Genomic DNA, 23,969 nt, shown 5'->3' with positions numbered 1-23,969 from the left:
ACACAATTCCTGTTGTGTCAGGCGCTGATCAGCGCGGCGGCCTGAGACTCATGGATGAAAGTCGGGATCTTCAAAGACTGGTACAGCGCCTTGCCAATCTCTTCACTGCGCATTGGCAGCACGGAGAGCAACGTGTCGCTCAAGCCATGCGAGGCCTCGCAAAAGCCCTGAAGGAACACTGGGGCGTGCAGTCCTGGCGTTGCAATGAGCCGGTAATTGCGGTCCACTTCAAAACCTTTCAAATAACTTTCCAGTGGCGCCAACAGTGAATGATGAGTGCGTCTTTCGTAGCCGGTGGCAAGAATAATGGCATCGTAGCGATGGGTGCGGTGCTGATTGGTGGCCAGGTCGCGCAGGGTCAGTTCAATACCCTGGTCGCTGGAATGAACGGTTTCAACCTGTTGCCGGCACAGCACGGCATGACGGTACTGGTGTGCAACTTTCTGGCGATAAAGAATGCCGTAGATGCGTTCGATCAGCTCCGGATCGACCACCGAATAGTTGGTGTTGTGATACTCGTTGATGAGTTGCTCGCGATCCTGAGGCAACTGCTGGAACACCAGGTCGGTGTATCGCGGGTCGAAAATCTCATTCACGAAAGGACTGTCGTCAGCGGGTTTGAGCGCCGTGCCGCGCAGGATCATTTCGGCTTTGACTGACGGAAAGCTATCATTCAGATCAATGAACGCCTCCGCTGCACTTTGTCCAGAGCCGATGATTGCAATGCGCATCGGTTTGCCTTCGCTGCAGGGCAATTTGTTCAGGCTGCTCAGGTACGTGGAGTGGTGGAAAACTCTGGGGTCATGCCTGAACGGCTCGAATACGGCTGGGACTTTCGGTGAGCCGCCGGTACTGATCACCACCGAGCGAGTATGGCGTACATGTTCCTGGCCATGGGCCGTACGTGACACCAGCTTGAGGTGGTGGATGGCGCCATTGTCGAACTCTGGTTCGATGCGCGTCACCTCTTCGCCATAGATCGCGTGCTCCGCGAACTGTTCGGCCACCCAGCCCAGATAGTCATTGAACTCCAGCCGGCAGGGATAGAATGTGCCGAGGTTGACGAAGTCGATGAGGCGATCCTGCTTTTTCAGGTAGTTGACGAAGCTGTAGGGGCTGGTGGGGTTGCGCAGGGACACCAGGTCCTTGAGGAAGGAAATCTGCAGTTCACTCTGTGAGGAGAGCGTGTCGCCATGCCAGCGATAATGCGCCTGCTTGTCAATGAACAGGGCATTGAGTGACTTGCCGTTGAGTTGGGCGAGTTCTTCCAGCGCAATGGCCAAGGCAAGATTGGAGGGACCGAAGCCTACCCCGATAACATCATGTATCGAAGGTGAAATTGTAGTCATGTCAACACGTCCTCTGGCGTTTGTGTAAAGCAGACAGCCCACCCTGATGGGCTTGCCCTGCTCCCTGTCATGAATCGAACGATCATTGCTCTGCGGGTATCGTTGCGGTTTGCACGCAAAGCTCATGTGGACAAGACGAAACGAAGGCGGGCGGATTTAGCGATGGCAGATGGAGGGATTCAAGAGGGGCGTGGTGCAGATGGCGAGTGGGATATTCGTATGAAAATACGGATATCCCACCCGGCTGATGGGGTGAGCACTGCAAGCGAAGACCAGGGTCTGTTACCGTTTCATCACGGCTCGTGCTGAAGCGGCAACAGACCCTAGGCCAGGGCCGCAGGTTCCTGGACCTTGATCATGGCCATGAGGCCTTCATACAAGGCCGGGAAAAGGCTGTGGTTAAAATTGTTCCAGCGCAGTTCCAGAATGGTGTCCTGAGCAGATATTGACGTCTGCAGGACATCAATAATGACCTCCCCAGAGTCGATACCATTGTCCACATAATGAAATGATGCGCCCGTGAGCGTGACGGGCGGGATCTGAATGGCCTGCATCGTTTGCCAATCAATTATCTTCTCGCCACGAGCGCCATAGAGGGCGTCAAGCGTTGCATAGGCGCCGCGCCGTTCGTAGGGAGACTCAATACGAGTAATTCCGGGGTGGATATTGACGATCTTGCGGTGGAAGCGGCTGCCGGGACGCACTAGCTCATCCAGGATAATCAGCAAGCCATCCAGCAACACGACGTCAGCACGCAGCGCCAGCAGCAGTTGCTGCAAAGTATTTTCGAACTGACTTTTGCCAGCCTTGCGCTCAACCGCATCCAGGGGATAACGACGATACGTGGAAGGAACACACCGCATCAAATCATTCAGCTTGCGTCCCTGAACGGTCAGATCCTGAGGGTAGATCCAGTGCTTGCCCGCCCCGCACGTGAAGCCATAGTCCTTGATTTTTTCACGGTCACCGGGCGACTCGACATCGTCGTCGTAAATGATGCCTTCCAACGAGTATTGATCGCCCAGGGGTGTTTCATCGAGCGCCTTGGCCAGGTATTCCAGCGGCGATGTCATATAGCGCATCTCGCCCTTGTAGCTGACATATTGTCCGGCCTTGTCGGCTGCTGCATTTCGCAGCGACATGATGTAGACCAGTCTTTTTTTGGACATTTCGGGTTCCTTTGGGTGATGGTGTGTGTCGCAACTCGCAAGTGTCATAGTTCTCGAGCTACCCTGAACCCCAGGAAGTCCCCGCGGGTGGTTTTCAGTCGGTCGTTACGATTGGCCGAGCGCGAGAAAATCGGCGGCTCACCCCAGTCGTTGCCACGCATATGCGCACTCTCGCATTCCCCGCCCTCGATCCACGCGCTGCCATCGGCAGGCGCACCGACATAATCCTTGTGCCAGCAGTCGGCAACCCACTCATACACATTGCCGTGCGCGTCATACACGCCAAAGGCATTGGGCGGGTAGCTGCCGACCGGCGCGCTGTAGGTGTAGCCATCCCTGGGCCCATAGGTGTTGGCGTGTTGGCTGATCTGGTACTCGCCTTCCTTGTCGAACGCAAACGGGAAGGGGCCGGTCGAGCCTGCCCGGGCGGCGTATTCACGCTCGGCTTCACTGACCATGCGGTACGGCTTGCCGGTTTGCTGCGCCAGCCACTGGGCGTAGCCCTGGACTTCTTCAAAGTCGATACACACCGCCGGTTGCCTCGGCGCCTGCTGGTAGCTGGGCTTGCTGGCTTCGCACCAGCGACCGGGGCGTTTGTCGCCGCTCTTTATGACGACGCCACTGGCCTTGATCCAGGCGTCCAGCTCGCCGGCGGTGACCTGGAAGCGGCTGATGGCGAACGGCCTGGCAAAGGTCACGGTGTGTTGCGGGCCTTCATCGGGTTGGCGACCCACTTCGTCGTCCGGTGCGCCCATGACATAACTGCCGGCCGGCAGCACCACCATTTCCGGGCAGTCCTTGCAGTCCTTGAAAACAGTACCGGGTGGTTTTTCTTCGGCGGCAACGCCAGTCAGCGATAACGCCAGGCAAGCGCTCGAGCACAACAGGGTGAGTGATTTCATGGCAACCTCGGTAAAAATGAATCGGCAGTGCGCACCGGCCGTACGAATGTGAACTCAGAAGTACCTCAGCCAGGCAATGTCCCTGCGCCGCTGCTTGAGGCGTGCGAACCAGGCCGTTGGAAAGAACAGCGCAACGCTCAGCAGCGCGCTGCACAGCCAGATACCGGACAGGGTATCGAAGCCGTAGTAACGGCCCATGTTCGGCCCCAGGGTGTGCAGTACAGCCAGGTAGATGAGCTTGAGGGTGTACAGGTGCAGCAGGTAGAAAAACATCGGCGCGCCGCCATAGATGGCCATGACCCTGACCGCCCGACTGTCCTGGTACTTTTCCAGCAAGGCCAGGGTGGCCAGGCCGAAAGCCAGCGAGGGCAGCAGGTACAGCAGCGACGGCGGGTACTTGGTGGCGCTCTTGAAACTCTTGAGTGTTTCGATCAGTTCGCCGGTATGCACCCAGGGCTTTTCGCCGTAGCCGTTCAGGTAGCGCAGGGCGACAAAGGCGGCGAACAGCATGGCCGCGCACCTGAGCAGAATCGAAATACGCTGTCGGGACTCGATGTGGGAGCCATACAGGGGACCGGCGGCGTAGCCCAGGATGATGACCCCGAACCAGGGCAGCAGCGGATAACTGGTGAAGATTGCCGGGAAATGCGTGAACTCGAACGAGGCCCGCTCATGCAGCATGGCCCAAGGCAGATAGAGGGCCGACTGATGATCGACGGCGAGGCCATCGAGCAGGTTGTGCCCGGCGATGATCGCAATGCCCAGCAGCCACAGCACAGGCCTGGGCACCCGCAGCAGGCAGGCCAGGACAATCATGCTCACGCCAATGCACCAGATCACTTGCAGGTCCAGGGACCTTGCCGGAAATTCGCCGCTCCAGGCGAAATCCACCAGGGTGACCTCCAGCACAATCAGAAACAGTCCGCGCTTGAACAAGAAGGCGCTGGTGTCCTTCAGGCCATGCGACTGGCTGTACAGCCAGGCCGACAGGCCGGTCAGGAACACGAACAGCGGCGCACAGGGCTCGGTGATCATCCGGGTCAGGTACAGGCCCAGCGGCGTGTGGTAGTCCACCGGGTCGGCGACTTCATGCTGCAGAAAGAACGTCTCGCGCACATGATCGACCAGCATGGCCAGCAGGATGATGCCGCGCAGGGCATCGATCGACGCCAATCGGGTGCGTGCCACCCACCGGGCGCCTGCATCGACCGCCGCATGACCTGGCGCAGCGCTGCCGGTGCCGGTCTGGAGTGAAAGGCTCATGGGTCGTCCTCCAGGTTACTGGCTGGCTGCGGCGGGCTTTTGGCTGCCCGCTTGCTGCACCTGCTCCCACACCCGCAGGAAATTGCCGCCCCACAACTTGGCAATGTCTTGCTCCGAATAGCCGCGCTGGATCAGTTCGGCGGTCACGTTGCGTGTATCGCCCACGTTCTCCCAGCCGATGACACCGCCGCCGTCGTTGAAGTCGGAACTGATGCCCACGTGGTCGATGCCGATCTTCTTCACGGCGTACTCGATGGCGTCGCCAAAGTCCTTGAGCGTGGCGCGTGGGTCTTCGTCGAGAATGGCGTACAGGGCACCGGCGTATTCGCCGAACTTTTTCTCCGGCCAGATGGAAAAAACCGGGTCGGCCGGCATGCTGGCCTGGGACAGGTTCTGCACCTTGGGCAGGCCGAAGCCGGCGCGCATCTGGTTGATCTTGTCCAGCGTTTCATCGGAAAACGGCTTGAGATACGACGAAAACCCCGGGATCTGCACCACGCCACCGGTGTCGCGGATCAGCCGCAGCTCCTTGTCGGTGAGGTTGCGTTGCAGGTCCACCAGGCCCCGGACGCTGGAGTGCGAAGCGATGATGGGTGCACGGCTCAGTTGCGCGACCTGCTCCAGGGCCTGGCTGGACATGTGCGACACGTCGATCACCACGCCGAGGTCGTTGAGGCGCTGCACGGCCTGGCGGCCCAGTGGCGAGAGGCCGCCGTGCTCGTCCGGCGAATCACCGAAGAACGGCATGGGCCGCGACGAGTCGGCCCAGGCGTTGTTGGCCACATAGCTGAAGCCGAAGATGCGCATGCCGCGTGCGGCCCAGTCGTCCAGGGCCGCGACCTCGTCGCCCAGCGGGTAGGCGTTGAGCATGCTGATCACGATGGCGAACTTGCCCTCATGGGCCAGGCGCTTGAAGTCGGCCGGTGTGTAGGCGATGCCGGCCTGGTTGGGAAAGTCGCGGGCGATGCCGGTGATGATGCGGTAGCGGGTTTCCAGCTCATGGCGGGCGGCTTCGACAAAACCCGGCGTCGGCCGGTGCGGGCCGTTGGCGCCGTTCCAGAATTCCGGCCAGGCCCAGAGCGTCAGTGCCGCGCCACTGAGGCGCCCGCGTGCGGCCTTGACCAGGTCGAACTGGGTTCGGCCGTCCTTGTTGGCTTCGTTGCCGGCCCGCCCGAAGGTGGGCTGGATATCGATATGGCTGTCGAACGAAAGAATGCGCTCCTGCATCTCGTTGGCGCGCAGCGTAACCTGCGATGGGTAGGGCTGCAGGCGGCCGATGAACAGCCACCAGGCCAGCGCGGCGGCAGCCACCAGTGCAGCCACTGTCACGAGGCTCAAGATCAGCCATTTCCTGGCGGCGCGACTCATGCTCATCAAACTCCCGGGCGTTATCGGCGTGTACCGGCGAGCGGCCGGTGGTTGGGAGGAATAACGAATCAGGCGCGGCGCAATTTAATCGGGGGCGGCTGTCGATAATTTCAGCGCGGCGCCATCCGTTTACAGGGCATGGGATGTGCCGTCGCGTAAGCAATACGGGGCAGGCACTTGATCAGGTGCTCAGATGAGGTGACGTATGGATGTGCTCGCGGTATTGACCCGCTTGTTTGCCGGTGCGCAGGCGGTGGGCGCGCAGGGTGTGTTCCAGTTCGATTTCGGCCAGGGCCAGGCGGTGTGGGCGCAAGTGAATGACACGCTGGAGGTGCGCCCGGGCCGGCATGCAGCCGCCGATGTCACCATTGCGGTGGACGCGCAGGCCTTTGCCGGCATCCTGCAAGGCACCCAGGACGTCGAGGAGCTGTTTGCCAATGGCCGGCTGAAAATCGACGGGCAGATGGGGCTGGCAACCTTGTTGCCGCAGATCATCAGCGCGGCCCGGCGTGGCACGACCGTCGAGCAGCCGGCGGCGAAAATGAACCAGCGCTATCCGGCGCGCGAGCGGGCCAGTGATCGGCTGTCGGCGGCACAGCCGGTGCTGTCCGGCATCGAGCGACGCCCGCTCGGCAGCCTGTCGGTGGAGGATTTTCGCCGTGACTATCTGCCGTATGGCACGCCGGTCATTCTCAGCGATGCCTTGCAGGACTGGCCGTTCTTCAACATGAGTCGCGAAGAGTCGATCATCCATTTCGCCGAGTTGAAGGGCATTACCCGGCACGGCGACTATGCGCAGAAGACCTTCTCGACCGATCGCGACTTTCGCTCGACCTCCATTGCCGGGTTCATCGAATCGCTGGAGCGCCCCCGCGCACCGGGCGAGCCTGCGCCGTACATGGGCAACAACCTGATGCCGGCGCAACTGCTGGAGCTGATCCGTTTTCCGCACTACTTCGAGCGTTCGCTGTACATCAAGCCGCGTATCTGGATCGGTCCCAAGGGTACGCTCACCCCACTGCATCGTGATGACTCGGACAATCTGTTCGCCCAGGTCTGGGGGCAGAAATCGTTCATCCTGGCGGCGCCGCATCATCGCGAGGCGCTGGGCACCTGGTCGACCTCCGAGGGCGGCGGGCTGGAGGGCTGTGATGTGAATCCCGACCAGCCGGACTATGAAGCGTACCCGGCCGCCCGCGAGGTGGTGTTCCACCGCATTGTGCTTGAGGCAGGAGACCTGTTGTTCCTGCCCGAGGGCTGGTTCCATCAGGTCGAGTCGGTGTCGACGTCGCTGTCGGTCAACTTCTGGGTCAACTCCGGGCGCGGGTAGGCGGGTCAGGCCCCGAACTTCAAGCGACCTTTCATCAGCACCGCGTGGGCCGGGAATGAGCAGAAGAACTGATAGTCTGCGTCGGCTTTCAGCTTCGCGGTGTCGAAGGTCACGCTGTCCTGCTCGCCACCGCCGAGCAATCGGGTGTGAGCAATGACACGGGTGTCAGCGGTCTTCAGATAGCCGTTCTCGACCCCGGCAGCACTGCCTTCGTCCAGGATCGCCTGCATGTCGTCGGTCTTGCTGAGAATCCAGTTATGCCCCATGACTTCCTTGGGCATCTCGCCCGGGTGCTTGAGGGTGACGGTAAAGGTCTTGCAGCTTGCCGGCACGACGATTTCGGTTTTATCGAACGTCATCTGGTCGGTGCCATGAATCTCGGTGGTGCAGTCTTCTGCCGACCAGGCGAAGCCTGGCAGGGTGAGGGAAAGAGCCAAAAGCAAGGCGCGGTGCATGTGATTCTCCAACGGCTGTTCAAAGGTTCTGCAGAGCAGACGAATCAGGCGCCGGTGGTTTTAGGGTCTGTTGCCGTTTCAGCACGGCCGTGATGAAACGGCAACAGACCCCTGGTCTGCGCGGCATGGCGCGACGGCATAAATTTCGATGCCGGCCGTTCGTTCTTGGGGCAGGCGCTCTGACCGGAGAGCGGACAAGCGGATGGGTCTAGATGAAGTGTTCTCGGCGGGGATTGCTCGCAGGTGCAGCAGCCGTGGCAGCCACGGCGGGTGGGATTGGCTTGCCGGTTCTGGGCTACCAGCGCTATCAGGCGGCCGAAGAGGCGGCGCTGCTCGAGGAGCCCACCATCGTCCCGCCCACCCTGGGGCAAAGCCTGCTGGCCGGGCGCCTGGTCGGGATCTGGGATTTTCGTCTGCTCGATGGCCAGCAGGGGTTTGCCGAGCTGGCCGGTGAAGGACTGGAGCTGTTGCTGGACGTCGGTCCGTCGGGACGGGCATTGCGTGGGCATCTGGGGCGCCGACCGTTCAAGGCCGGCGGCTTTGAGCTCTTTGGCGATCTGGACACCGGCAAGGCGCCCAACCTGCGCTGGAAACTGGCGGACCGGCAGGGGCGGGCCTACGAATGCTCGGCCATCTTCGACGAGGTCTGGGGCATCTGGAGCACCGGCGGCGGCCAGGCGACACTCAGCGGTGCCTTGCGCCTGCGCGGCAGTCAGGTAGGGGCGTCCACTGTACAGGCGCGTTTCGTGGCCGTCCGGCGGCCTTTCATCCAGGCCCGTGAACGCCTGCCTTACACGCCTGACCTGCACGCCTGGCTGATCTCTCCCGAGCACCGGCTTTATCACCAGCTCTGGCACGCGACGCGTGATCGCTGGCACCGGCTCAATGCCGAGCACCAACAGGCCTTGCGCGGGCTGGGCTGGCAGCCGGGGCCGCTTGGCCAGGAGCGCGATGCGCGTGGCAAGCACCGCCACACCAACGGCTCCGGCGAGGACTTCCTGTACATGCACCGCGGCATGCTGGGGCACGCGCGCAGCTTCCAGGATTTGAAATCGTGGCAGTCCTTTCCGCCGCCCCGGCCTTTTATCGGGCACGGTATTCAGCCTTTTGTGGATTACCTGGAAAACCATGACGGCTACTCGGTGCCGCCGGCCTGGGAATCGCAGGGCGACGATGCCTTCAACCAGTGGCTGCGCGATGTCAAAAGCAGCGAGGGTTACTACGGCAACTTCCAGGTCTGGGAAGCGCAGTACCAGAACCCCGATTACCTGAGCACGATCTGCCTGGGCGAACTGGGCAGCCGCATCGAACTGGGCCTGCATGACTGGCTGCACATGTGCTGGGCGGCGGTGGGGCGTGACCCGAACAGCCAGTACCCGATGATCTATGACCGCCCGGCCGACGATTTTTCCGAGCGCTGGTTCCGGGCTGAAAACGACTATCTGGCCGATGCCTTTTCCTCGCACGTCAATCCGGTGTTCTGGGCGTTTCATGGCTGGATCGATGACCGTATCGAGGACTGGTTCGAGGCCCATGAGCAGGTGCATCCCGGCGAGGTGCGACGCGCCGAGGTCGGCGGCGTGCACTGGTTTGCCAAGGGCCGCTGGGTCGAGGTCGATCAGCCCTGGCTAGGGCCCGCCGAGGCCGGCTGCGGGGCCTGGGGACGCAGTAATGGCGGCGGCGGTGGCGAGCTGGACGTCGAGACCATGAAGCTGGCGCTGCGCGTCATTCGCGCCAGTGAACAGGAAATGGAGCGCCTTTCCGGGCGCATCCCGCGCCGCCCCTGGTACGGCCGCTACCTGCCACCCGGTCCCGGCAAGGCGTGACTCAGCCGGCCTTGCGCCGGATCACCGTTTCACCCTCGTTATTACGACTCAGCACCACCGGCAACACCTTGGGCAGCGCCTGCACCAGGCCGGCGATGTCATGGGTGTTGTAGATGCCGCCGATGCGCAGTTGCGCGGTGGCGGCATCGGCAATGTGCACAGGCGTGTCGAGGTAGCGGTTGATCTGCGGCAGGGCATCGGCCAGGGTCAGGTTGTCGAGCACCAGCTTGCCGTTGCGCCAGGCCATTGTGTTATCCAGCGAAGCGGCGCTGACCTGGGGGTCGATGCTGGCGGGGTCATAGCGTGCCTGCATGCCTGGTGACAGGTAAGCCACCCGGTCGCGCTCGGCCTTGTCGCCCAGCACCCTGACCGAACCTTCGGCCAGGGTCACGATCACCGAATCCTTGTAGGTCCAGACGTTGAATTGCGTCCCGGTCACCTGGATCTGGCCCCTGCCGGCATTGACCATGAACGGGTGCGCCGCATCGTGCTGCACCTTGAAGAAGGCTTCGCCCTGGCTCAGGGTCACGCTGCGCTGATCCTTGTAATTGCTGTAGGACAGCCGCGTGCCAAGGTTCATCTGCACATGCGAGCCATCGGCCAGGGTCACGTTCCGGGTGGCCGTTTCGCTCTCGAAGCGCTGGTAACTGTCCGCAATCCAGCCCTGGTTCCAGCCGATCAGCCCGGCCAGCGGCAGGGTGAAGGCCAGTACGGCGGCGGCCATCAGCGGGCGCCGGGTGGCGCGTCGAGGCAGGCGGACCGCACGGGGAGCGACCAACACCGGCGCCGTTGAGGCCGATGTGACCACGGGCAGAAATTCGCTGATGTCCCAGATCTCCAGCATGGCATCGAATTCACGCTGGTGGGCCGGGTCGCTGTTCAGCCACTGCTCCAGGTGCATGCGTTCGGTTGCGGAAAAGTCCGGTTCATGCAGGCGCATGCACCAGTGCGCCGCTTCATCGCTGAGGCGGTCATCGGGCGCGGGCGGAGGCGTTTGGCTGGGCATCGGCATTACCGGTTGAACTGCGTTTTTCCTGGGGTTACTGCATGAAATTCTTTTTATGCGGATGAGAATTATATACAGTTAGCCCCTGTTTAACAGGGCATCTGAGTGTCAAGGATCCGGTACACGGTTTCCTGACGGAGTGAACATGGAACAGTACTATCAAGGCCTGCTGGGTTACCTGACGATCAAATTGCGTGACCGCAATCTGGCGGCGGATGTGGCTCACGACGCTTACCTGAAAGTGCTGGAAAGCCCGCGCCTCGACACGCTCGAATACCCTAAGGCATTTCTTTATCGCACCGCAATCAACCTCTGCGTGGATGCCTTTCGCCGGGGTGTGGTGCGCAACAGCGAGTCGCTGGTCGATATCACGGCCGAAGAAAGCCCGCAGACGCAAAGCCCCCACGCCACGCTGTATCAGCTGCAGCGGGCCGAGCTGGTCATGGCGGCGCTGGATGAGCTGTCCGACAAGTGCCGCCAGGCCTTCCTGCTGCGCAAGCTTGACGGTCTGTGCCATGACGAGATTGCCGAGGTGATGGGCATTTCCAAGGCCATGGTCGAGAAACACATCGTCAATGCCATGAAGCACTGCCGTGTCCGGGTCTCGGAGATGGAGCGTCTGTCGCCGCCTTAAATTCAGACTGTGCCCGTACGTCCCTCCTGCACCCCCTCCATGGCGCCCGTTCCGGTCGCTCAATGATCTGCAAGAGGTATTCAGGTGCGTCGAAGTCTTCTGGCCAGTGCCCTGGCCGCGCTGCTGCTGTCTCAGGCGGGTTGCGCCCGCGATGCCTTGCACAGCGGCGAAACCGAAATCCGCTGGACCGCCTTTGGCATCCCTCATATCAAGGCCCATGACGAGCGTGGCCTGGGCTATGGCGTGGGCTATGCCTATGCCCGCGACAACCTGTGCCTGCTCAGCGACGAGGTGCTGACCGCCCGTGGCGAGCGCTCGCGCTTTCTGGGTCGCGACGGGCAGTCGAGCGCACGGCTGGGCAATGTGCAGTCGGACCTGTTCTTTACCTGGCTCAACAACGACAAGGCGGTCGACGCCTACTGGCAGGCGCAGCCAGAGCCGGTCAAGCAACTGCTGGGCGGCTATGTCGCCGGCTTCAACCGCTACCTGAGCGAGAAGGGCGCGCCCAAGGCCTGCCAGGGTGCCGAGTGGGTGCGGCCATTGCACGAGACCGATATGGTGCGGCTGATCCACCGGCTGATGGTCGAGGGCGGCATCGGCCGCTTTGCCGAGCCGCTGCTGGCCGCCGCGCCGCCCACCGTAGCGGCGGCAACACAGGCCAGCATCGATCCGGCGCGGATCCTGGGCTCGGTCTACGAGCGTGGCAGCAACGCGGTGGCGGTGGGCGGCGAGCGCACCGAGAACGGCCGTGGCCGGCTGTTGGCCAACCCGCATTTTCCGTGGTTCGGCGCGCTGCGCTTTTATCAGATGCACCTGACCATCCCCGGCAAGCTGGACGTGATGGGCGCCTCACTGACCGGTTTGCCGGTGATCAATATCGGCTTCAACCGGCAGCTGGCCTGGACCCACACGGTGGACACCTCCGGGCACTTCACCCTGCGCAAGCTGACGCTGGATGCCAAGGATCCGCAGCGTTATGTGGTCGATGGCAAAAGTTATCCACTGCAACAGCGCGACGTGCAGATTCAGATTCGTGAAGCCGACGGCACGCTGACCACCCGCAAACAAGTGATCCATGAATCGCGCTACGGCCCGCTGATCAAGTGGCCGGGCGTCGCCGACTGGGACCGCCAGAACGCCTATGCCTTCCAGGATGCGAACCTGGCCAACACCCGCGCCGTGGAGCAGTGGTACGCGATGAATCGCGCCACCAGCGTCATCGAGCTGCGCGATGTGGTGCAGCGCATCCAGGGCATTCCGTGGGTCAATACCCTGGCCGCCGATCAGCAGGGGCAGGCGGTCTACATGAACGTTTCGGTGGTGCCCAACGTGGCGTTGTCGCAGCTGAAAGACTGCATCGTGCCCGCCTTGCAGGCGCAGGGCCTGCCGGGGCTGGACGGCAGTCGCAGCGCCTGTGACTGGCAGAATGCCGAAGACGCCGTACAACCGGGCATCGTGCCGGGCGCGCAACTGCCGGTGCTGCTGCGCAAGGATTTTGTGCAGAACTCCAACGACAGCGCCTGGTTGGCCAACCCGGCCCAGCCGCTGACCGGCTTCTCGCCGCTGATCAGCCGTGAAGGCTCGCCACTGGGCCTGCGTGCGCGCTTTGCCCTCACGCAACTGAGCGGTCTGGGCCAGGCGCCGATCAGCGAGGCGTTCCTGCGCGGGCTGGTGACCGGCAACCGGGTGCATGGCGCCGACCTGCTGCTTGATGACCTGCTGCAATGGTGCGGCAAGCTCAAGGGCGACAGCGAATTGCAGCGCGCCTGCATCGCCCTGCACGGTTGGGACCGCAGCGCCGGCGTCGACGCCTCACGCGGCTGGCTGTATTTCCAGGCCTTCGCCAGGCAGTTCCAGGCCCAGGGCAAGGGCTGGCGCCAGCCGTTCGATGCACAAGACCCGCAACACACCCCGCGCGGCATCGCCTGGCAACAACCGGAAGTGTCCCGTGCCGTGGCTGAGATGCTGCGCAAGGCGGTCGCGCAGGTCGATGCCCTCAAGCTGCCCGCCAGTATCACCTGGGGCCAGGTGCAGGTGGCCGAGCGTAACGGCAAGGCCATTGCGGTGCCGGGCGGTGACGGGCACCTGGGCATCTATAACGCCATGCAGAGCACGCCGCAGAAAGACGGTACGCTCAAGGTCGTCAGCGGCAGCAGCTATATCCAGTTGGTGAGCTTTGACGATCAAGGGCCGGTGGCGCAGGGGCTGTTGTCGTTCTCGCAATCGAGCGACCCGGCCTCGCCGCACTACGCCGACCAGACCGAACTGTTCTCGCGCCAGCAGTGGCAGCCGCTGCCGTTCAATGAAAAACAGATTGAGGCCGACCCGACCCTGGAGACTGTGCGCTTGAAGGAATAATCGCTCAATGCCGTGACAGAACTGAAAAGGCCCGGAATCCTCATCACAGAAGATTTCGGGCCTTTTCATTGATACACGGCTTGCATGGCCCAGTAGGAGCGCGCTTGCCCGCGACCGAGTGCGCTAGCGCTCGCAAAATCTACGAAACGCTGAAAATTTACGACTGCTAACGCAGCCGGTCGCGGGCAAGCGCGCTCCTACGGGTGATCCATGTTAAATATATGAAAATCAAAGAGTTAGTTAAGTTTTAACTAAAAAACAGAACCACACATAATCCCGCCAATACGCCTTCATATATTCAAACAGAATATAAAAGCCAAAATCAGCAAGATAAATCGAATAGGACACACATCGGCAAACTGGTATTCTATATAAGAGAAAAATATTTCGCAATCCGAAAAAACAAAAAAGGTGCGAAGAACATGTTGAAGAGCGACAAATCCCTTACGGCTTCGCTAAAAGAGCCGGACGACAAGAAGTTGCGCAGCACCGTCCAGTCCCTGGCCAAGGGCTTTCGAGTTCTGGAAGCTTTTTCGGCGGACAACGAAGAACTGACCCTGAGCCAGATTGCGGCCGCTGCCGACCTTGATCCCGGCACCACTTTTCGCATGCTCAATACCCTGGTCGAGCTGGGCTATGTGTCCCGCATTCCGGAAAGCCGCCGCTTCGCCCTGACCCTCAAGGTGCTTGACCTGGGCTTTCATGCCATCGCGCGTACCGACCTGCGCAGCATCGTGCGCCCGATCCTGCGCGGCCTGGTCGGCGAGACCAACGAGGCCGCCAGCTTTGCCGTGCTGCAAGGCGCCGATGTGCTGTACCTGGAGCGGGTCCGCGCCGGCATCACCCGGCTAGGCGTCGATATCCGCGTCGGCACTACGGTGCCGGCCACGCAGACGGCCATCGGCCAGTCGATCCTCGCGTTTCTGCCTGAAAAGGAAGTGGACAAGGTCCGGCAACTCACGCCCCTGACCCCGTTCATCATGAAACCCCATGCCAGCGAGCTGGCGCTGCCCGAGCTGCTGGGCCGCGTCCGCGCCGATGGCCACATCCTCACCGAATCGCTGTTCACCGACGGCCTCAGAATCCTGGCCGTACCGGTACTGGATATCGACGGTTATCCGGTCGGCGCGATCAGCATTGCTGCACCGACCGTGCGTTGTTCTGCCGAAGAGCTGCGCGAGCGGGCCTTGTCCTCGACGCTGGAAGCGGCCGTTGCTATTGGCAAGGCACTGGAAGCCAACGGCAGTATCGGACCGACGTTATAAGCCAATACATAAAGACTGAATAACCAGAGGGCAAGTTGCCTGTTCAACTTGCCCGCCGTACTCAAACACTTTCAAGCACTGTGCGTGTTGCACGGCAGGCCCGCGCACGCCCGATAATCCGAACAACAAGAAGAGGAAGTGCCATGTTGATGCAGCACGTAGAAACGGCGCCATTGACCGAAGGAGGAAAGAGCCAGGCCAATATCAGTGCCCGCCTGGAACGCCTGCCAATTACCCGGCAAGTGTTCTGGGCGCGAAACATTATTGGTGCCGCCACGTTCTTTGATGGTTATACCGTGATCGCCATTGCCTATGCGATGCCGGTACTGGCCAAGGAGTGGAGCCTGAGTGCCACGCAGATTGGCATGATTCTGTCGGCAGGCTATCTGGGGCAGTTGTTTGGTGCGGTGTTCTTCGGCTGGCTGGCCGAGCGCATCGGGCGCATGAAAGTGCTGACTTTTACCATCCTGTTGTTCGTGGCCATGGATGTGGCCTGCCTGTTCGCCTCCGGCGCGGTCGCGATGATGGCCTTCCGGTTCTTGCAGGGCATCGGCACCGGTGGCGAGGTGCCGGTCGCCAGTGCCTATGTCAATGAATTGATCGGCTCGAAAAAGCGCGGGCGGTTCTTCCTGCTTTATGAAGTGATGTTTCTGCTCGGACTGGTCGGGGCCGGGATCATCGGCTACCTGCTGGTGCCGGTCTATGGCTGGAAGGCCATGTTTGCGGTCGGGCTGGTGCCGGCGATGCTGCTGATTCCACTGCGTTTCTTTCTGTTCGAATCGCCGCGCTGGCTGGCCTCCAAGGGCCGCCTGGACGAGGCCGACCGTATTGTCACGCGTCTTGAAGACAGCGCCATCAAGTCCGGCAAGACCCTGACCCCGCCGGTCGAAGTGCCGCCGATCCAGAAGCCGGGTGCCGGGCAGGGCTGGAAGGAGCTGTTTCGCGGCATGTACTTCAAGCGCTCGCTGGTGATCTGGAGCATGTGGTTCGGCGCCTACATGGTCGCCAACGGCCTGATCACCTGGCTGCCGACGCTGTACCGGCAGCACTTCAACCTGCCGCTGGACACCAGCCTGGCCTACGGCTTCATGACCTCGGCGGCCGGTGTGGTGGCGGCGATCATCTGTGCCTTGCTGATCGACAAGGTCGGGCGGCGGCGCTGGTACATCGGCGCGCTGTTCCTGGGCGCCGTGCCGCTGGCGGCCCTGGCCCTGACCGGCGCGACCACACCGCTGCAGATCCTGCTGCTGGCCGGGCTGGGCTACGCGCTGATCCAGACCGTGACCTTCTCGCTGTACCTGTACTCGGCCGAACTCTACCCGACCCGCTTGCGGGCGCTGGGCACCGGGGTCGGCAGTGCCTGGCTGCGCCTGGGCTCGGCGGCAGGCCCGCTGGTGGTCGGTTTGGCAGTGTCCGGGGCGGGCGTGCATTACGTGTTCGGTGTCTTTGCGGTCGTGCTGTTATTGACCGGTATCGTCACCGCCTTGTTTGCCATTGAAACCAAAGGACGGATGCTCGAAGAACTGTCGCCGTAACTTCAATAACCCGATAAACCGCTGTCCGTTACACCCCAACTTACCCATTCACTTCAGAGCGTGCCGTTGTGCATGTTCTGCGCCCCTGCACGCGTCAGTTGTGGACATTTGAACCCAAAAAGAGGAACTACCATGAGCACCAAGAACACCATCGATCTGCGCGGTCTGGTCCCGGCACCCGTGACCCCTTTTACCCGCGATGGCCAGGTCGACTACGACGCCATCCAGAAACTGGGTGCGTGGCTGGGCAGTTTCGACGGCGTCAAAGGGCTGGTCGTGCTGGGCCATGCCGGTGAAGGCACCTTCCTGACCCAGGCCGAACAGGCCCGGGTGATCCAGGCCTTCAAGGAGTCGGTGGGCGGTCGCCTGCCGATCATTGCCGGCATCACCGGCGAAGGCACCCAGGTGGCGGCCGCTGAAGCGGTGCGTGCGGTCGAGGCCGGCGCCTCGGCGGGCCTGGTGTACCCGTCCCACGGCTGGCTGCGTTTCGGCTACCAGAAGGGCGCCGCGCAGGATCGCTACAAGGCGATCTACGAACACAGCGGCCTGCCGCTGATTCTGTTCCAGTACCCGGATGTCACCAAGGCCACCTACGACCTGGAAACCCAACTGGACATCGCCAAACAGCCGGGCGTGTTCGCCATGAAAAACGGCGTGCGCAACATGCGTCGCTGGGACACCGAGATCCCTGTAGTACGTCGCGAAGTGCCGGACCTGCAAATCCTCACCTGCCACGACGAATACCTGCTGCACACCATGTTCGACGTCGACGGCGCACTGGTCGGCTACGGCGGCCTGACGCCCGAGCCGCTGATCGAGCTGATCGAAGCCGGCAAACGCAAGGACTACCCGGCCGCCCGCGCCCTGCATGATCGTCTGCTGCCGGTGACCCGCACTGTCTACCATCGCGGCTCGCACATGGAAGGCACCGTGGCCCTCAAGCATGGCCTGGTCGCCCGCGGCATTCTGGAGCACGCCACCGTGCGCTCGCCGCTGCTGCCGCTGGCCGAAGGCGCCGACCGTGAAATCGCCGACGCGCTGCGCGCCGCCGGCCTGGTCTGACCGCGGGGGCTGTGCCGCAATGGCGCAGCCCATCCCCGTGTTCTAACCCAGACAAGGCTCCCTGTTCCTGGAGCCTTGCCACTGATTCCTGATGCCATTGTCGATCCAGGTTTTCCGGGACGGCGATCGGCTGCCTGGACATCACTGATCGAGCGAGCCCCTCAATAAAAACAACAAGGGAGTCATGATCTTGAAAGCACTTACCGCCCAAACCACCGGCGCACTGGTATTCACCTCGGTCTTGCTGCACGCCCCGGTGCACGCCCAGGGTTTTATCGATGACAGTCGTGCCAGCCTCAACCTCAGAAACTTCTTCTTCGAGCGCAACTTCACCGCGCCCGGCGCGGCGCAAAGCGAAGCGCGGGAGTGGACCCAGAGTTTCATTCTTGACGCACGCTCGGGCTTTACCACCGGTACTGTTGGCTTTGGTGTCGACGTGCTGGGCAAGTACGCGGTCAAGCTGGACGGCGGTGCCGGCCGCTACAACGCGTTGTTATTGCCGCGCGACGGCGATGGCGACCCGGCCGGCAGTTTTGGCCGCCTGGGTGTCGCGCTCAAGGCGCGGATCTCGGCCACGGAACTGAAAGTCGGCGAATGGATGCCCAACCTGCCGCTGGTCACCGCCGACGACTTTCGCGCCTTGCCGCAAACCTTCAGGGGCGCGCAATTAGCGTCCGAAGACATCAGGCACTGGACGCTGTACGCCGGCGAGTTCAGCAAGACCAGCCTGCGCAATGACTCTTCCATGGAAGACCTGGCCTATGCCGGCGTGCAGAGCGATGGCTTTCGCTACCTGGGCGGCGACTACCGCAGCGAATCGAAAAACACCACCGTGCGCCTGTGGGCCGGTGAGCTCAAGGACATCTACCAGCAGCAGTACGCCGGCCTGATCCAGCGCTGGTCACTGGCCGAAGGCATCACCCTCAATGCCAACCTCGGCCACTTTCGCGGCAAGGACGACGGCAGCGCCAGGGCCGGGCAACTGGACAACCACACCACCTCCTTGATGCTGGGGCTGGGCGTGCGCCAGCACACCTTCAGTGTTGGCCTGCAACAGGTGGGCGGTGACACGGGCTGGATGAGAATCACCGGCAGCGGCGGCATTTACCTGGCCAACAACACCTTCAACCATGCGTTCGACAACCCGAAGGAAAAGTCCTGGCAACTGCGCTATGACCTGGACTTTGCCGGCTACGGTGTGCCGGGCTTGAGCCTGATGACGCGGTATGTGAAGGGCCGCGATGTGCAGCTGCGCAATGTCGACGATGGCGGCGAGTGGGTGCGTGAGTCGGAGTTGGGGTATGTGGTGCAGGGTGGGACGTTCAAGAGCCTGTCGCTGCGCTGGCGCAATGCGAGCGTGCGCCGGGATTTCAATGCCACCGATTATGATGAGAATCGGGTGATAGTGAGTTACCCGATCAGGTTTCTGTGAGGCGCGTGCAGCGCTGCTGTCCGGTTGTGGACTGCCCAGGCGCGCTGGCGTGAGCAAGTAGACTTCCACCAGGCCCCGGGGTTGTCGCCAGGCCTGATAACCCCGGGTCTTGTGTCAATCAGACCTTGAAGCGCTTGACCAGGACGCTCAACTCTTGCGACAGCTCGTCGAGTTGCCCGCACAACGCATTGTTACGTGCGGTAATGGTCTGGGTCTGCTTGATGTGTTGACTGATCTGGGACAGGCTTTGATTGACTTCGCTGCCAATGCTCGACTGTTCTTCGGCCGCCGTCGCGATCTGGTTGTTCATGCCGTTGATCTCGGAAACGGCACTGCTGACCCCTTCGAGAATCTTTACCGTACCGCTGACTTTTTCTACGGCCGCTTCACTGCCCGTGAGGCTGCCCTGCATGGTGATGACCGCCGTTCGCGCCCCTTGCTGCAGTTGGCTGATCTTGGTCTGGATCTCCTCGGTGCTTTGCTGGGTACGTTGCGCCAGGGAGCGCACCTCATCGGCCACAACGGCAAAGCCGCGCCCCTGTTCGCCGGCACGGGCGGCTTCAATCGCCGCGTTCAGGGCCAGCAGGTTGGTTTGCTGGGCTATGCCTCGAATGACATCGAGAATCGAGCCGATGGACTCCACATCACTGCCCAGGTTCTGGATATCCAGCGCTGCGGTTCTGATGCCGGCCGCCAGATCACCGATGGCAATGATGGTCTGGCCCACATTGGCTTGCATGCTCTGGGCCTGATCGTCGGTCTCTCGTGTGGTTTGTGCGGCACTTTGTGCCGACTGCGCGACGTTGTGCGTGGCCAGGGCCATCTGTTCCATGGCGTGATTGACCTGATCGGCATCCTCGGCCTGGCGTACCAGTGCGTCGGCAGCGTGTTGAGTGCTGTGCCCGAGCTGGGCATTGTGCTCTTCAAGTAACTGCGCGCACCGTGCCAGGCTCAGGATCATTTCGCGGATCTTGCCCACGAAGCTGTTGAAAGCGCCTGCCAGTTGGGCCGTTTCTTCATTGCCATCGACCGGCAACTGCCGGGTCAGGTCACCTTCCACCGACGCCAGTGATTGCAGGTTCAGTGTCAACAGTTTGATGGGCTTGACGATACTGCGGGCGACATACGCCGCCACCAGGCTCAGCAGCACCAGCAAGACGGCAATGATGCTCCATTGTTTCCAGCGCAAGACCTGCATGGCTTTCTGTTGTTGCCGGACCTGCTCGTCAATCAAGGTGTCGACGCCGTCCACGTAAAAACCCGCGCCCACCGTCCAGTTCCATTTGTCCAGGTAGCGGCTGTAGGACAACTTCGGGTAGGCCGTGCTGTCATCACCGGGCCTTGGAAAGTAGTAGGTGACAAAGCCGCCCCCGTTCTTGGCGGCGCCAATCAACTCACGGATCAGGTAAACACCGTGTGTGTCGCGCAGGTCCCAGAAGTTCTTGCCTTCATCCTTGCCGGCCAGGAACACCCTGTCGCCGTTGTCGGTATAGCCGAAGTAATAACCGTCCTTGCCATAGCGCAGGTCGCGCAAGCGACGGCGGGCTTCTTCCTTGACCTCGGGCGACATGGCGTCCGGTCCTTCATACAGCGGTTTGATCGCGCTGTAGGCGATGTCCAGATAACTGAGCAACTCGTCCTTGCGTGTCTTGATCAGGGCATCACGTGTTTCCCGGGCGCTTTGCTCCGTCAATATTTGCAGTTCGGAAAGGGCCAATAACTGAATGATCAAGGCCAGCAACAGCGCCGGAATAACAGAGAGCAATAAAACCTTGTCGCGAATTTTCCATTTCATGAACAGCCCTTACTTATTGATGGGTGCTCTCATCCTGAGTCAGCGCTGTTGAGCGGGGCTGTTGTCACAGTCGATCAGGCAGACGTGCGCACCAGAAAAGGGCGATTAGACGATTTCAGATCAAAAACCAGCAGCGCTTGAATCACTGTTGACTGTGCGACACGTTGAAGCAGACGGGCGTCGACGCTCTGTAACCCGACTTCATGGACCGAGGTCGGGTCAGGCGGCGGGCCGATGGCATCACGGGGCGTCGCCGCATTGAAGACGGTCTTTCAAGTGCGCGGCGGAGTATGTCATTTCCGTGGAATTGTTATACGGCGATCATGCGTTGCGCTGCATAAAACAGGCCTGGCCCGGACAGGAATATTCTCCAGGCACTGTCCTCGAAAGGCTCATCACACTCGCCAAGTGATAGCCGCCGGTCTTTTTGCCGGGCCTGATGAAGCCGTTTCCAGCCGCCGGCCAGCGCGCGAACGTGCGCCGCCATCAGGCGCATGGGTCGCCCTGCAGGCCTCTGGCAGGCTGCTTATCAAGAAAATGTCACATTATTGTCATCTTCCGGCGCCATGCTCGGCGCCATTGCCGTAATGGCACGCGATGGACGAAATGTGCTCAATGGACTTTCGGTCGACGTCGGTTATCGGCACAATTCGCGTCCGCTTTTTTCAGGAGGTTCGCGGACTCCTGTTGGCCGACCTTTAATACGGAAGCGAAATGATCAAGACGCCGTACTACCTTATCGACAAACAGAAGCTGTTGAGCAACCTGGAAAAGATCGCCTACGTGCGCGAACACTCCGGCGCCAAGGCGCTGCTGGCGCTCAAGTGCTTTGCCACCTGGTCGGTGTTCGACCTGATGCAGCAGTACATGGACGGCACCACGTCCAGTTCCCTGTACGAGCTCAAGCTGGGCAAGCAGAAGTTCGACGGCGAGACCCATGCCTACAGCGTGGCCTGGGCGGATGATGAAATCGAAGAAATGATCGCCAACTGCGACAAGATCATCTTCAACTCCATCGGCCAGCTCGAGCGCTTTGCCGAGGCCACCACCGGCACCATCCGTGGCCTGCGCGTCAACCCGCAAGTGAGCAGCTCCGACTATCTGTTGGCCGACCCGGCGCGCCCGTTCAGCCGCCTGGGCGAGTGGGACCCGGTGAAGATCGGCGCGGTGATGGACAAGATCTCCGGCTTCATGTTTCACAACAACTGCGAGAACGGCGACTTCGACCTGTTCGACCAGATGCTGACCACCATCGAAGAACGCTTCGGTGAACTGCTGCACCAGGTTACGTGGGTCAGCCTCGGTGGCGGCATTCACTTCACCGGCGAAGGCTATGCGCTGGACAAGTTCTGCGCGCGCCTGAAAGGCTTCTCCGAGAAATACGGCGTGCAGGTGTACCTGGAGCCGGGCGAGGCGGCCATCACCAACAGCGCCACGCTGGAAGTGACCGTGCTCGACACCCTCTACAACGGCAAGCACCTGGCCGTGGTCGACAGCTCCATCGAAGCGCACCTGCTGGACCTGCTGATCTACCGCCTCAACGCCAAGCTGGCCCCCAGCGACGGTGAACACACCTACATGGTGTGCGGCAAGTCGTGCCTGGCCGGGGATATCTTCGGCGAGTATCAATTCGATCGTCCGTTGGCCATCGGTGACCGCCTGTCGTTCCTCGACACCGCCGGCTACACCATGGTCAAGAAAAACTGGTTCAACGGCCTGAAAATGCCATCCATCGCCGTCAAGCAACTCGACGGCAGCATCGAAGTTGTGCGTGAGTTCGGCTTTGAAGACTACTTGTCCAGCCTTTCGTAAGCTGGCGTATTAAGGAGACCTAAAGAAATTGAAGAAGAACGTTCTTATCATTGGTGCAGGAGGTGTCGCCAAGGTGGTGGCCCACAAGTGCGCGCAGCACAACGACGAACTCGGTCGTATTGCCATCGCGTCGCGCAACATCTCCAAATGCCAGGCCATCATCGACAGCGTCAAGGCCAAGGGCAGCCTCAAGCAGCCCGCCGACATCCAGGCCTTCTCGCTCAATGCCCTTGATGTCGAAGCCACCAAGGCCCTGATCCGCGAGACCGAATCGCAGATCGTGATCAACGTGGGCTCCGCGTTCCTGAACATGTCGGTGCTGCGTGCCTGCATCGATACCGGCGTGGCCTACCTGGACACCGCCATCCACGAAGAACCGGGCAAGGTCTGTGAAACGCCGCCCTGGTACGGCAACTACGAGTGGAAACACCTCGAGGAATGCCAGAAGAACAACATCACCGCCATTCTCGGCGTAGGCTTTGACCCGGGTGTGGTCAACGCGTATGCAGCCCTGGCGCAGCAACAGCATTTCGACCGCATTGATTCGATCGACATTCTCGACGTCAATGCCGGTTCCCATGGCAAATATTTCGCCACCAATTTCGATCCGGAAATCAATTTCCGTGAGTTCACCGGGCAGGTGTGGAGCTGGCAGAACAGCCAGTGGACCAGCAACACCATGTTCGAAGTCAAGCGCACCGACGACCTGCCGGTCGTGGGCTCGCAGAACCTGTACCTGACCGGTCACGACGAAGTGCATTCGCTGTCCAAGAACCTGGACGTGCCGAACGTGCGCTTCTGGATGAGTTTTGGCGAGCACTACATCAACGTCTTCACGGTGCTGAAAAACCTCGGCCTGCTGTCGGAGCAACCGGTCAAGACCGCCGAAGGCCTGGAAGTCGTGCCGTTGAAAGTGGTCAAGGCCGTGCTGCCTGATCCGTCTTCGCTGGCGCCGGGCTACACCGGCAAGACCTGCATCGGCGACCTGGTCAAGGGCACCAAGGATGGCAAGGCCCGTGAAGTCTTCATCTACAACGTGGCCGACCACGAAGAAGCTTTCGACGAGACCGACAGCCAGGGCATCTCCTACACCGCCGGCGTACCGCCGGTGGCGGCTGCCTTGCTGGTGGCCCGTGGCGAGTGGGATGTCAAGCACATGGCCAACGTCGAGGAACTGCCGGCCGAGCCGTTCCTCAAGCTGCTCGACGTGATGGGCCTGCCGACGCGCATCAAGGATGAGCACGGCGACCGTCCGTGGGACCAGCCTGCATAAGGCTGCGCTGCTGGATAAAAAGGACCGCCTCGGCGGTCCTTTTTCATGGTGCCCCCAACGACACTACGGTCATGGTGCCCCAACGACACTACGGTCATGGTGCCCCAACGACACTACGGTCATGGGCCCCTACGA

The 23,969-nt window shown here is 61.4% G+C and carries 19 protein-coding genes and 1 pseudogene; 10 read left to right on the top strand and 10 right to left on the bottom strand.

Features of this window, described 5'->3' with window-relative positions; translation table 11 throughout:
* Positions 1 to 17: 17 nt before the first annotated feature.
* The 5 genes from DGA31_RS03080 to DGA31_RS03060 all read right to left on the bottom strand — a co-directional run bounded on the left by DGA31_RS03080 (position 18) and on the right by DGA31_RS03060 (position 6,057).
* Positions 18 to 1,349, bottom strand: coding sequence for a lysine N(6)-hydroxylase/L-ornithine N(5)-oxygenase family protein (locus DGA31_RS03080; RefSeq protein ID WP_109511487.1), 1,332 nt, complete (start codon positions 1,347 to 1,349; stop codon positions 18 to 20).
* A gap of 323 nt (positions 1,350 to 1,672) precedes the next feature.
* Complete coding sequence (locus tag DGA31_RS03075) at positions 1,673 to 2,518, bottom strand: formyltransferase family protein (protein ID WP_109511486.1); 846 nt, start codon at positions 2,516 to 2,518, stop codon at positions 1,673 to 1,675.
* Between the two features lie 44 nt (positions 2,519 to 2,562).
* The gene (gene pvdO / locus DGA31_RS03070) at positions 2,563 to 3,420 is read right to left on the bottom strand and encodes a dihydropyoverdine dehydrogenase (protein ID WP_193551486.1); all 858 of its coding nucleotides are present in this window, start codon (positions 3,418 to 3,420) and stop codon (positions 2,563 to 2,565) included.
* 54 nt (positions 3,421 to 3,474) lie between these two features.
* Positions 3,475 to 4,683 (bottom strand): acetyltransferase domain-containing protein, encoded by a 1,209-nt coding sequence (locus DGA31_RS03065; protein WP_109511484.1) that lies wholly within the window; start codon positions 4,681 to 4,683, stop codon positions 3,475 to 3,477.
* Between the two features lie 15 nt (positions 4,684 to 4,698).
* The gene (locus DGA31_RS03060) at positions 4,699 to 6,057 is read right to left on the bottom strand and encodes a dipeptidase (protein ID WP_109511483.1); all 1,359 of its coding nucleotides are present in this window, start codon (positions 6,055 to 6,057) and stop codon (positions 4,699 to 4,701) included.
* Between the two features lie 199 nt (positions 6,058 to 6,256).
* Between DGA31_RS03060 and DGA31_RS03055 the strand changes: the two genes are divergently transcribed.
* Complete coding sequence (locus DGA31_RS03055; RefSeq protein ID WP_109511482.1) at positions 6,257 to 7,381, top strand: cupin-like domain-containing protein; 1,125 nt, start codon at positions 6,257 to 6,259, stop codon at positions 7,379 to 7,381.
* Between the two features lie 5 nt (positions 7,382 to 7,386).
* Here DGA31_RS03055 and azu read toward each other — a convergent pair whose 3' ends face one another.
* Positions 7,387 to 7,836 (bottom strand): azurin, encoded by a 450-nt coding sequence (azu, locus tag DGA31_RS03050; RefSeq protein ID WP_109511481.1) that lies wholly within the window; start codon positions 7,834 to 7,836, stop codon positions 7,387 to 7,389.
* 212 nt (positions 7,837 to 8,048) lie between these two features.
* On the opposite strand from azu, the gene pvdP reads away from it, so the two are divergent.
* Positions 8,049 to 9,662: a pyoverdine maturation tyrosinase PvdP gene (gene pvdP / locus DGA31_RS03045; RefSeq protein ID WP_152034987.1), complete on the top strand. Its 1,614-nt coding sequence runs from the start codon at positions 8,049 to 8,051 to the stop codon at positions 9,660 to 9,662.
* Between the two features lies 1 nt (position 9,663).
* On the opposite strand, the gene DGA31_RS03040 is transcribed toward pvdP, so the two are convergent.
* Positions 9,664 to 10,668 (bottom strand): FecR family protein, encoded by a 1,005-nt coding sequence (locus DGA31_RS03040; protein ID WP_056836795.1) that lies wholly within the window; start codon positions 10,666 to 10,668, stop codon positions 9,664 to 9,666.
* Positions 10,669 to 10,813: 145 nt separating this feature from the next.
* Here DGA31_RS03040 and DGA31_RS03035 point away from each other — a divergent pair, with 145 nt between their 5' ends.
* The 6 genes from DGA31_RS03035 (at position 10,814) to DGA31_RS03010 (ending at position 18,954) form a co-directional block, all read left to right on the top strand.
* Complete coding sequence (locus DGA31_RS03035) at positions 10,814 to 11,302, top strand: sigma-70 family RNA polymerase sigma factor (RefSeq protein WP_109511480.1); 489 nt, start codon at positions 10,814 to 10,816, stop codon at positions 11,300 to 11,302.
* 84 nt (positions 11,303 to 11,386) lie between these two features.
* Entirely contained in the window at positions 11,387 to 13,660 is a 2,274-nt protein-coding gene (gene pvdQ / locus DGA31_RS03030) for a bifunctional acylase PvdQ (protein ID WP_193551485.1), read from the top strand.
* A 422-nt stretch (positions 13,661 to 14,082) separates the two neighbouring features.
* Complete coding sequence (locus DGA31_RS03025) at positions 14,083 to 14,925, top strand: IclR family transcriptional regulator (RefSeq protein ID WP_056836756.1); 843 nt, start codon at positions 14,083 to 14,085, stop codon at positions 14,923 to 14,925.
* Between the two features lie 143 nt (positions 14,926 to 15,068).
* Positions 15,069 to 16,460, top strand: a complete 1,392-nt coding sequence (locus DGA31_RS03020) for an MFS transporter (RefSeq protein ID WP_109511479.1) — start codon at positions 15,069 to 15,071, stop codon at positions 16,458 to 16,460.
* 132 nt (positions 16,461 to 16,592) lie between these two features.
* Positions 16,593 to 17,522 carry a dihydrodipicolinate synthase family protein gene (locus DGA31_RS03015; protein ID WP_056836751.1) on the top strand — a complete coding sequence of 310 codons (930 nt, stop codon included), beginning with the start codon at positions 16,593 to 16,595 and terminating at the stop codon, positions 17,520 to 17,522.
* Between the two features lie 184 nt (positions 17,523 to 17,706).
* Positions 17,707 to 18,954: an OprD family porin gene (locus DGA31_RS03010; RefSeq protein ID WP_109511478.1), complete on the top strand. Its 1,248-nt coding sequence runs from the start codon at positions 17,707 to 17,709 to the stop codon at positions 18,952 to 18,954.
* Positions 18,955 to 19,072: 118 nt separating this feature from the next.
* Here DGA31_RS03010 and DGA31_RS30625 read toward each other — a convergent pair whose 3' ends face one another.
* From DGA31_RS30625 to DGA31_RS03000, 3 genes and pseudogenes are all read right to left on the bottom strand, one after another.
* Positions 19,073 to 19,915: a methyl-accepting chemotaxis protein gene (locus DGA31_RS30625; protein ID WP_421957943.1), complete on the bottom strand. Its 843-nt coding sequence runs from the start codon at positions 19,913 to 19,915 to the stop codon at positions 19,073 to 19,075.
* A gap of 12 nt (positions 19,916 to 19,927) precedes the next feature.
* Positions 19,928 to 20,749 (bottom strand): annotated as a pseudogene (locus tag DGA31_RS30620) (cache domain-containing protein); the annotation flags it as partial.
* 310 nt (positions 20,750 to 21,059) lie between these two features.
* Complete coding sequence (locus DGA31_RS03000) at positions 21,060 to 21,245, bottom strand: hypothetical protein (protein WP_109511477.1); 186 nt, start codon at positions 21,243 to 21,245, stop codon at positions 21,060 to 21,062.
* A gap of 218 nt (positions 21,246 to 21,463) precedes the next feature.
* Between DGA31_RS03000 and DGA31_RS02995 the strand changes: the two genes are divergently transcribed.
* Positions 21,464 to 22,561, top strand: a complete 1,098-nt coding sequence (locus DGA31_RS02995; protein ID WP_056836746.1) for a carboxynorspermidine decarboxylase — start codon at positions 21,464 to 21,466, stop codon at positions 22,559 to 22,561.
* 28 nt (positions 22,562 to 22,589) lie between these two features.
* Positions 22,590 to 23,834: a saccharopine dehydrogenase family protein gene (locus tag DGA31_RS02990; protein WP_056836744.1), complete on the top strand. Its 1,245-nt coding sequence runs from the start codon at positions 22,590 to 22,592 to the stop codon at positions 23,832 to 23,834.
* Positions 23,835 to 23,969 lie beyond the last annotated feature (135 nt).

The organism is Pseudomonas ovata (assembly GCF_003131185.1).
GTDB classification, from domain to species: Bacteria; Pseudomonadota; Gammaproteobacteria; order Pseudomonadales; family Pseudomonadaceae; genus Aquipseudomonas; species Aquipseudomonas ovata.
This window is presented reverse-complemented; position numbering and strand designations above follow the sequence as displayed.

Coding starts and splice junctions, on each gene's coding strand:
- DGA31_RS03075 (WP_109511486.1), bottom strand. CDS start 2,518: ATGTCCAAAAAAAGACTGGTCTACATCATGTCGCTGCGAAATGCAGCA.
- pvdP (WP_152034987.1), top strand. CDS start 8,049: ATGAAGTGTTCTCGGCGGGGATTGCTCGCAGGTGCAGCAGCCGTGGCA.
- DGA31_RS03025 (WP_056836756.1), top strand. CDS start 14,083: ATGTTGAAGAGCGACAAATCCCTTACGGCTTCGCTAAAAGAGCCGGAC.
- DGA31_RS03060 (WP_109511483.1), bottom strand. CDS start 6,057: ATGAGCATGAGTCGCGCCGCCAGGAAATGGCTGATCTTGAGCCTCGTG.
- DGA31_RS30625 (WP_421957943.1), bottom strand. CDS start 19,915: ATGATCCTGAGCCTGGCACGGTGCGCGCAGTTACTTGAAGAGCACAAT.
- DGA31_RS02995 (WP_056836746.1), top strand. CDS start 21,464: ATGATCAAGACGCCGTACTACCTTATCGACAAACAGAAGCTGTTGAGC.
- DGA31_RS03040 (WP_056836795.1), bottom strand. CDS start 10,668: ATGCCCAGCCAAACGCCTCCGCCCGCGCCCGATGACCGCCTCAGCGAT.
- DGA31_RS03065 (WP_109511484.1), bottom strand. CDS start 4,683: ATGAGCCTTTCACTCCAGACCGGCACCGGCAGCGCTGCGCCAGGTCAT.
- azu (WP_109511481.1), bottom strand. CDS start 7,836: ATGCACCGCGCCTTGCTTTTGGCTCTTTCCCTCACCCTGCCAGGCTTC.
- pvdO (WP_193551486.1), bottom strand. CDS start 3,420: ATGAAATCACTCACCCTGTTGTGCTCGAGCGCTTGCCTGGCGTTATCG.
- DGA31_RS03010 (WP_109511478.1), top strand. CDS start 17,707: ATGATCTTGAAAGCACTTACCGCCCAAACCACCGGCGCACTGGTATTC.
- DGA31_RS03015 (WP_056836751.1), top strand. CDS start 16,593: ATGAGCACCAAGAACACCATCGATCTGCGCGGTCTGGTCCCGGCACCC.
- DGA31_RS03055 (WP_109511482.1), top strand. CDS start 6,257: ATGGATGTGCTCGCGGTATTGACCCGCTTGTTTGCCGGTGCGCAGGCG.
- DGA31_RS03080 (WP_109511487.1), bottom strand. CDS start 1,349: ATGACTACAATTTCACCTTCGATACATGATGTTATCGGGGTAGGCTTC.
- DGA31_RS03000 (WP_109511477.1), bottom strand. CDS start 21,245: ATGCGCCTGATGGCGGCGCACGTTCGCGCGCTGGCCGGCGGCTGGAAA.
- DGA31_RS03035 (WP_109511480.1), top strand. CDS start 10,814: ATGGAACAGTACTATCAAGGCCTGCTGGGTTACCTGACGATCAAATTG.
- DGA31_RS03020 (WP_109511479.1), top strand. CDS start 15,069: ATGTTGATGCAGCACGTAGAAACGGCGCCATTGACCGAAGGAGGAAAG.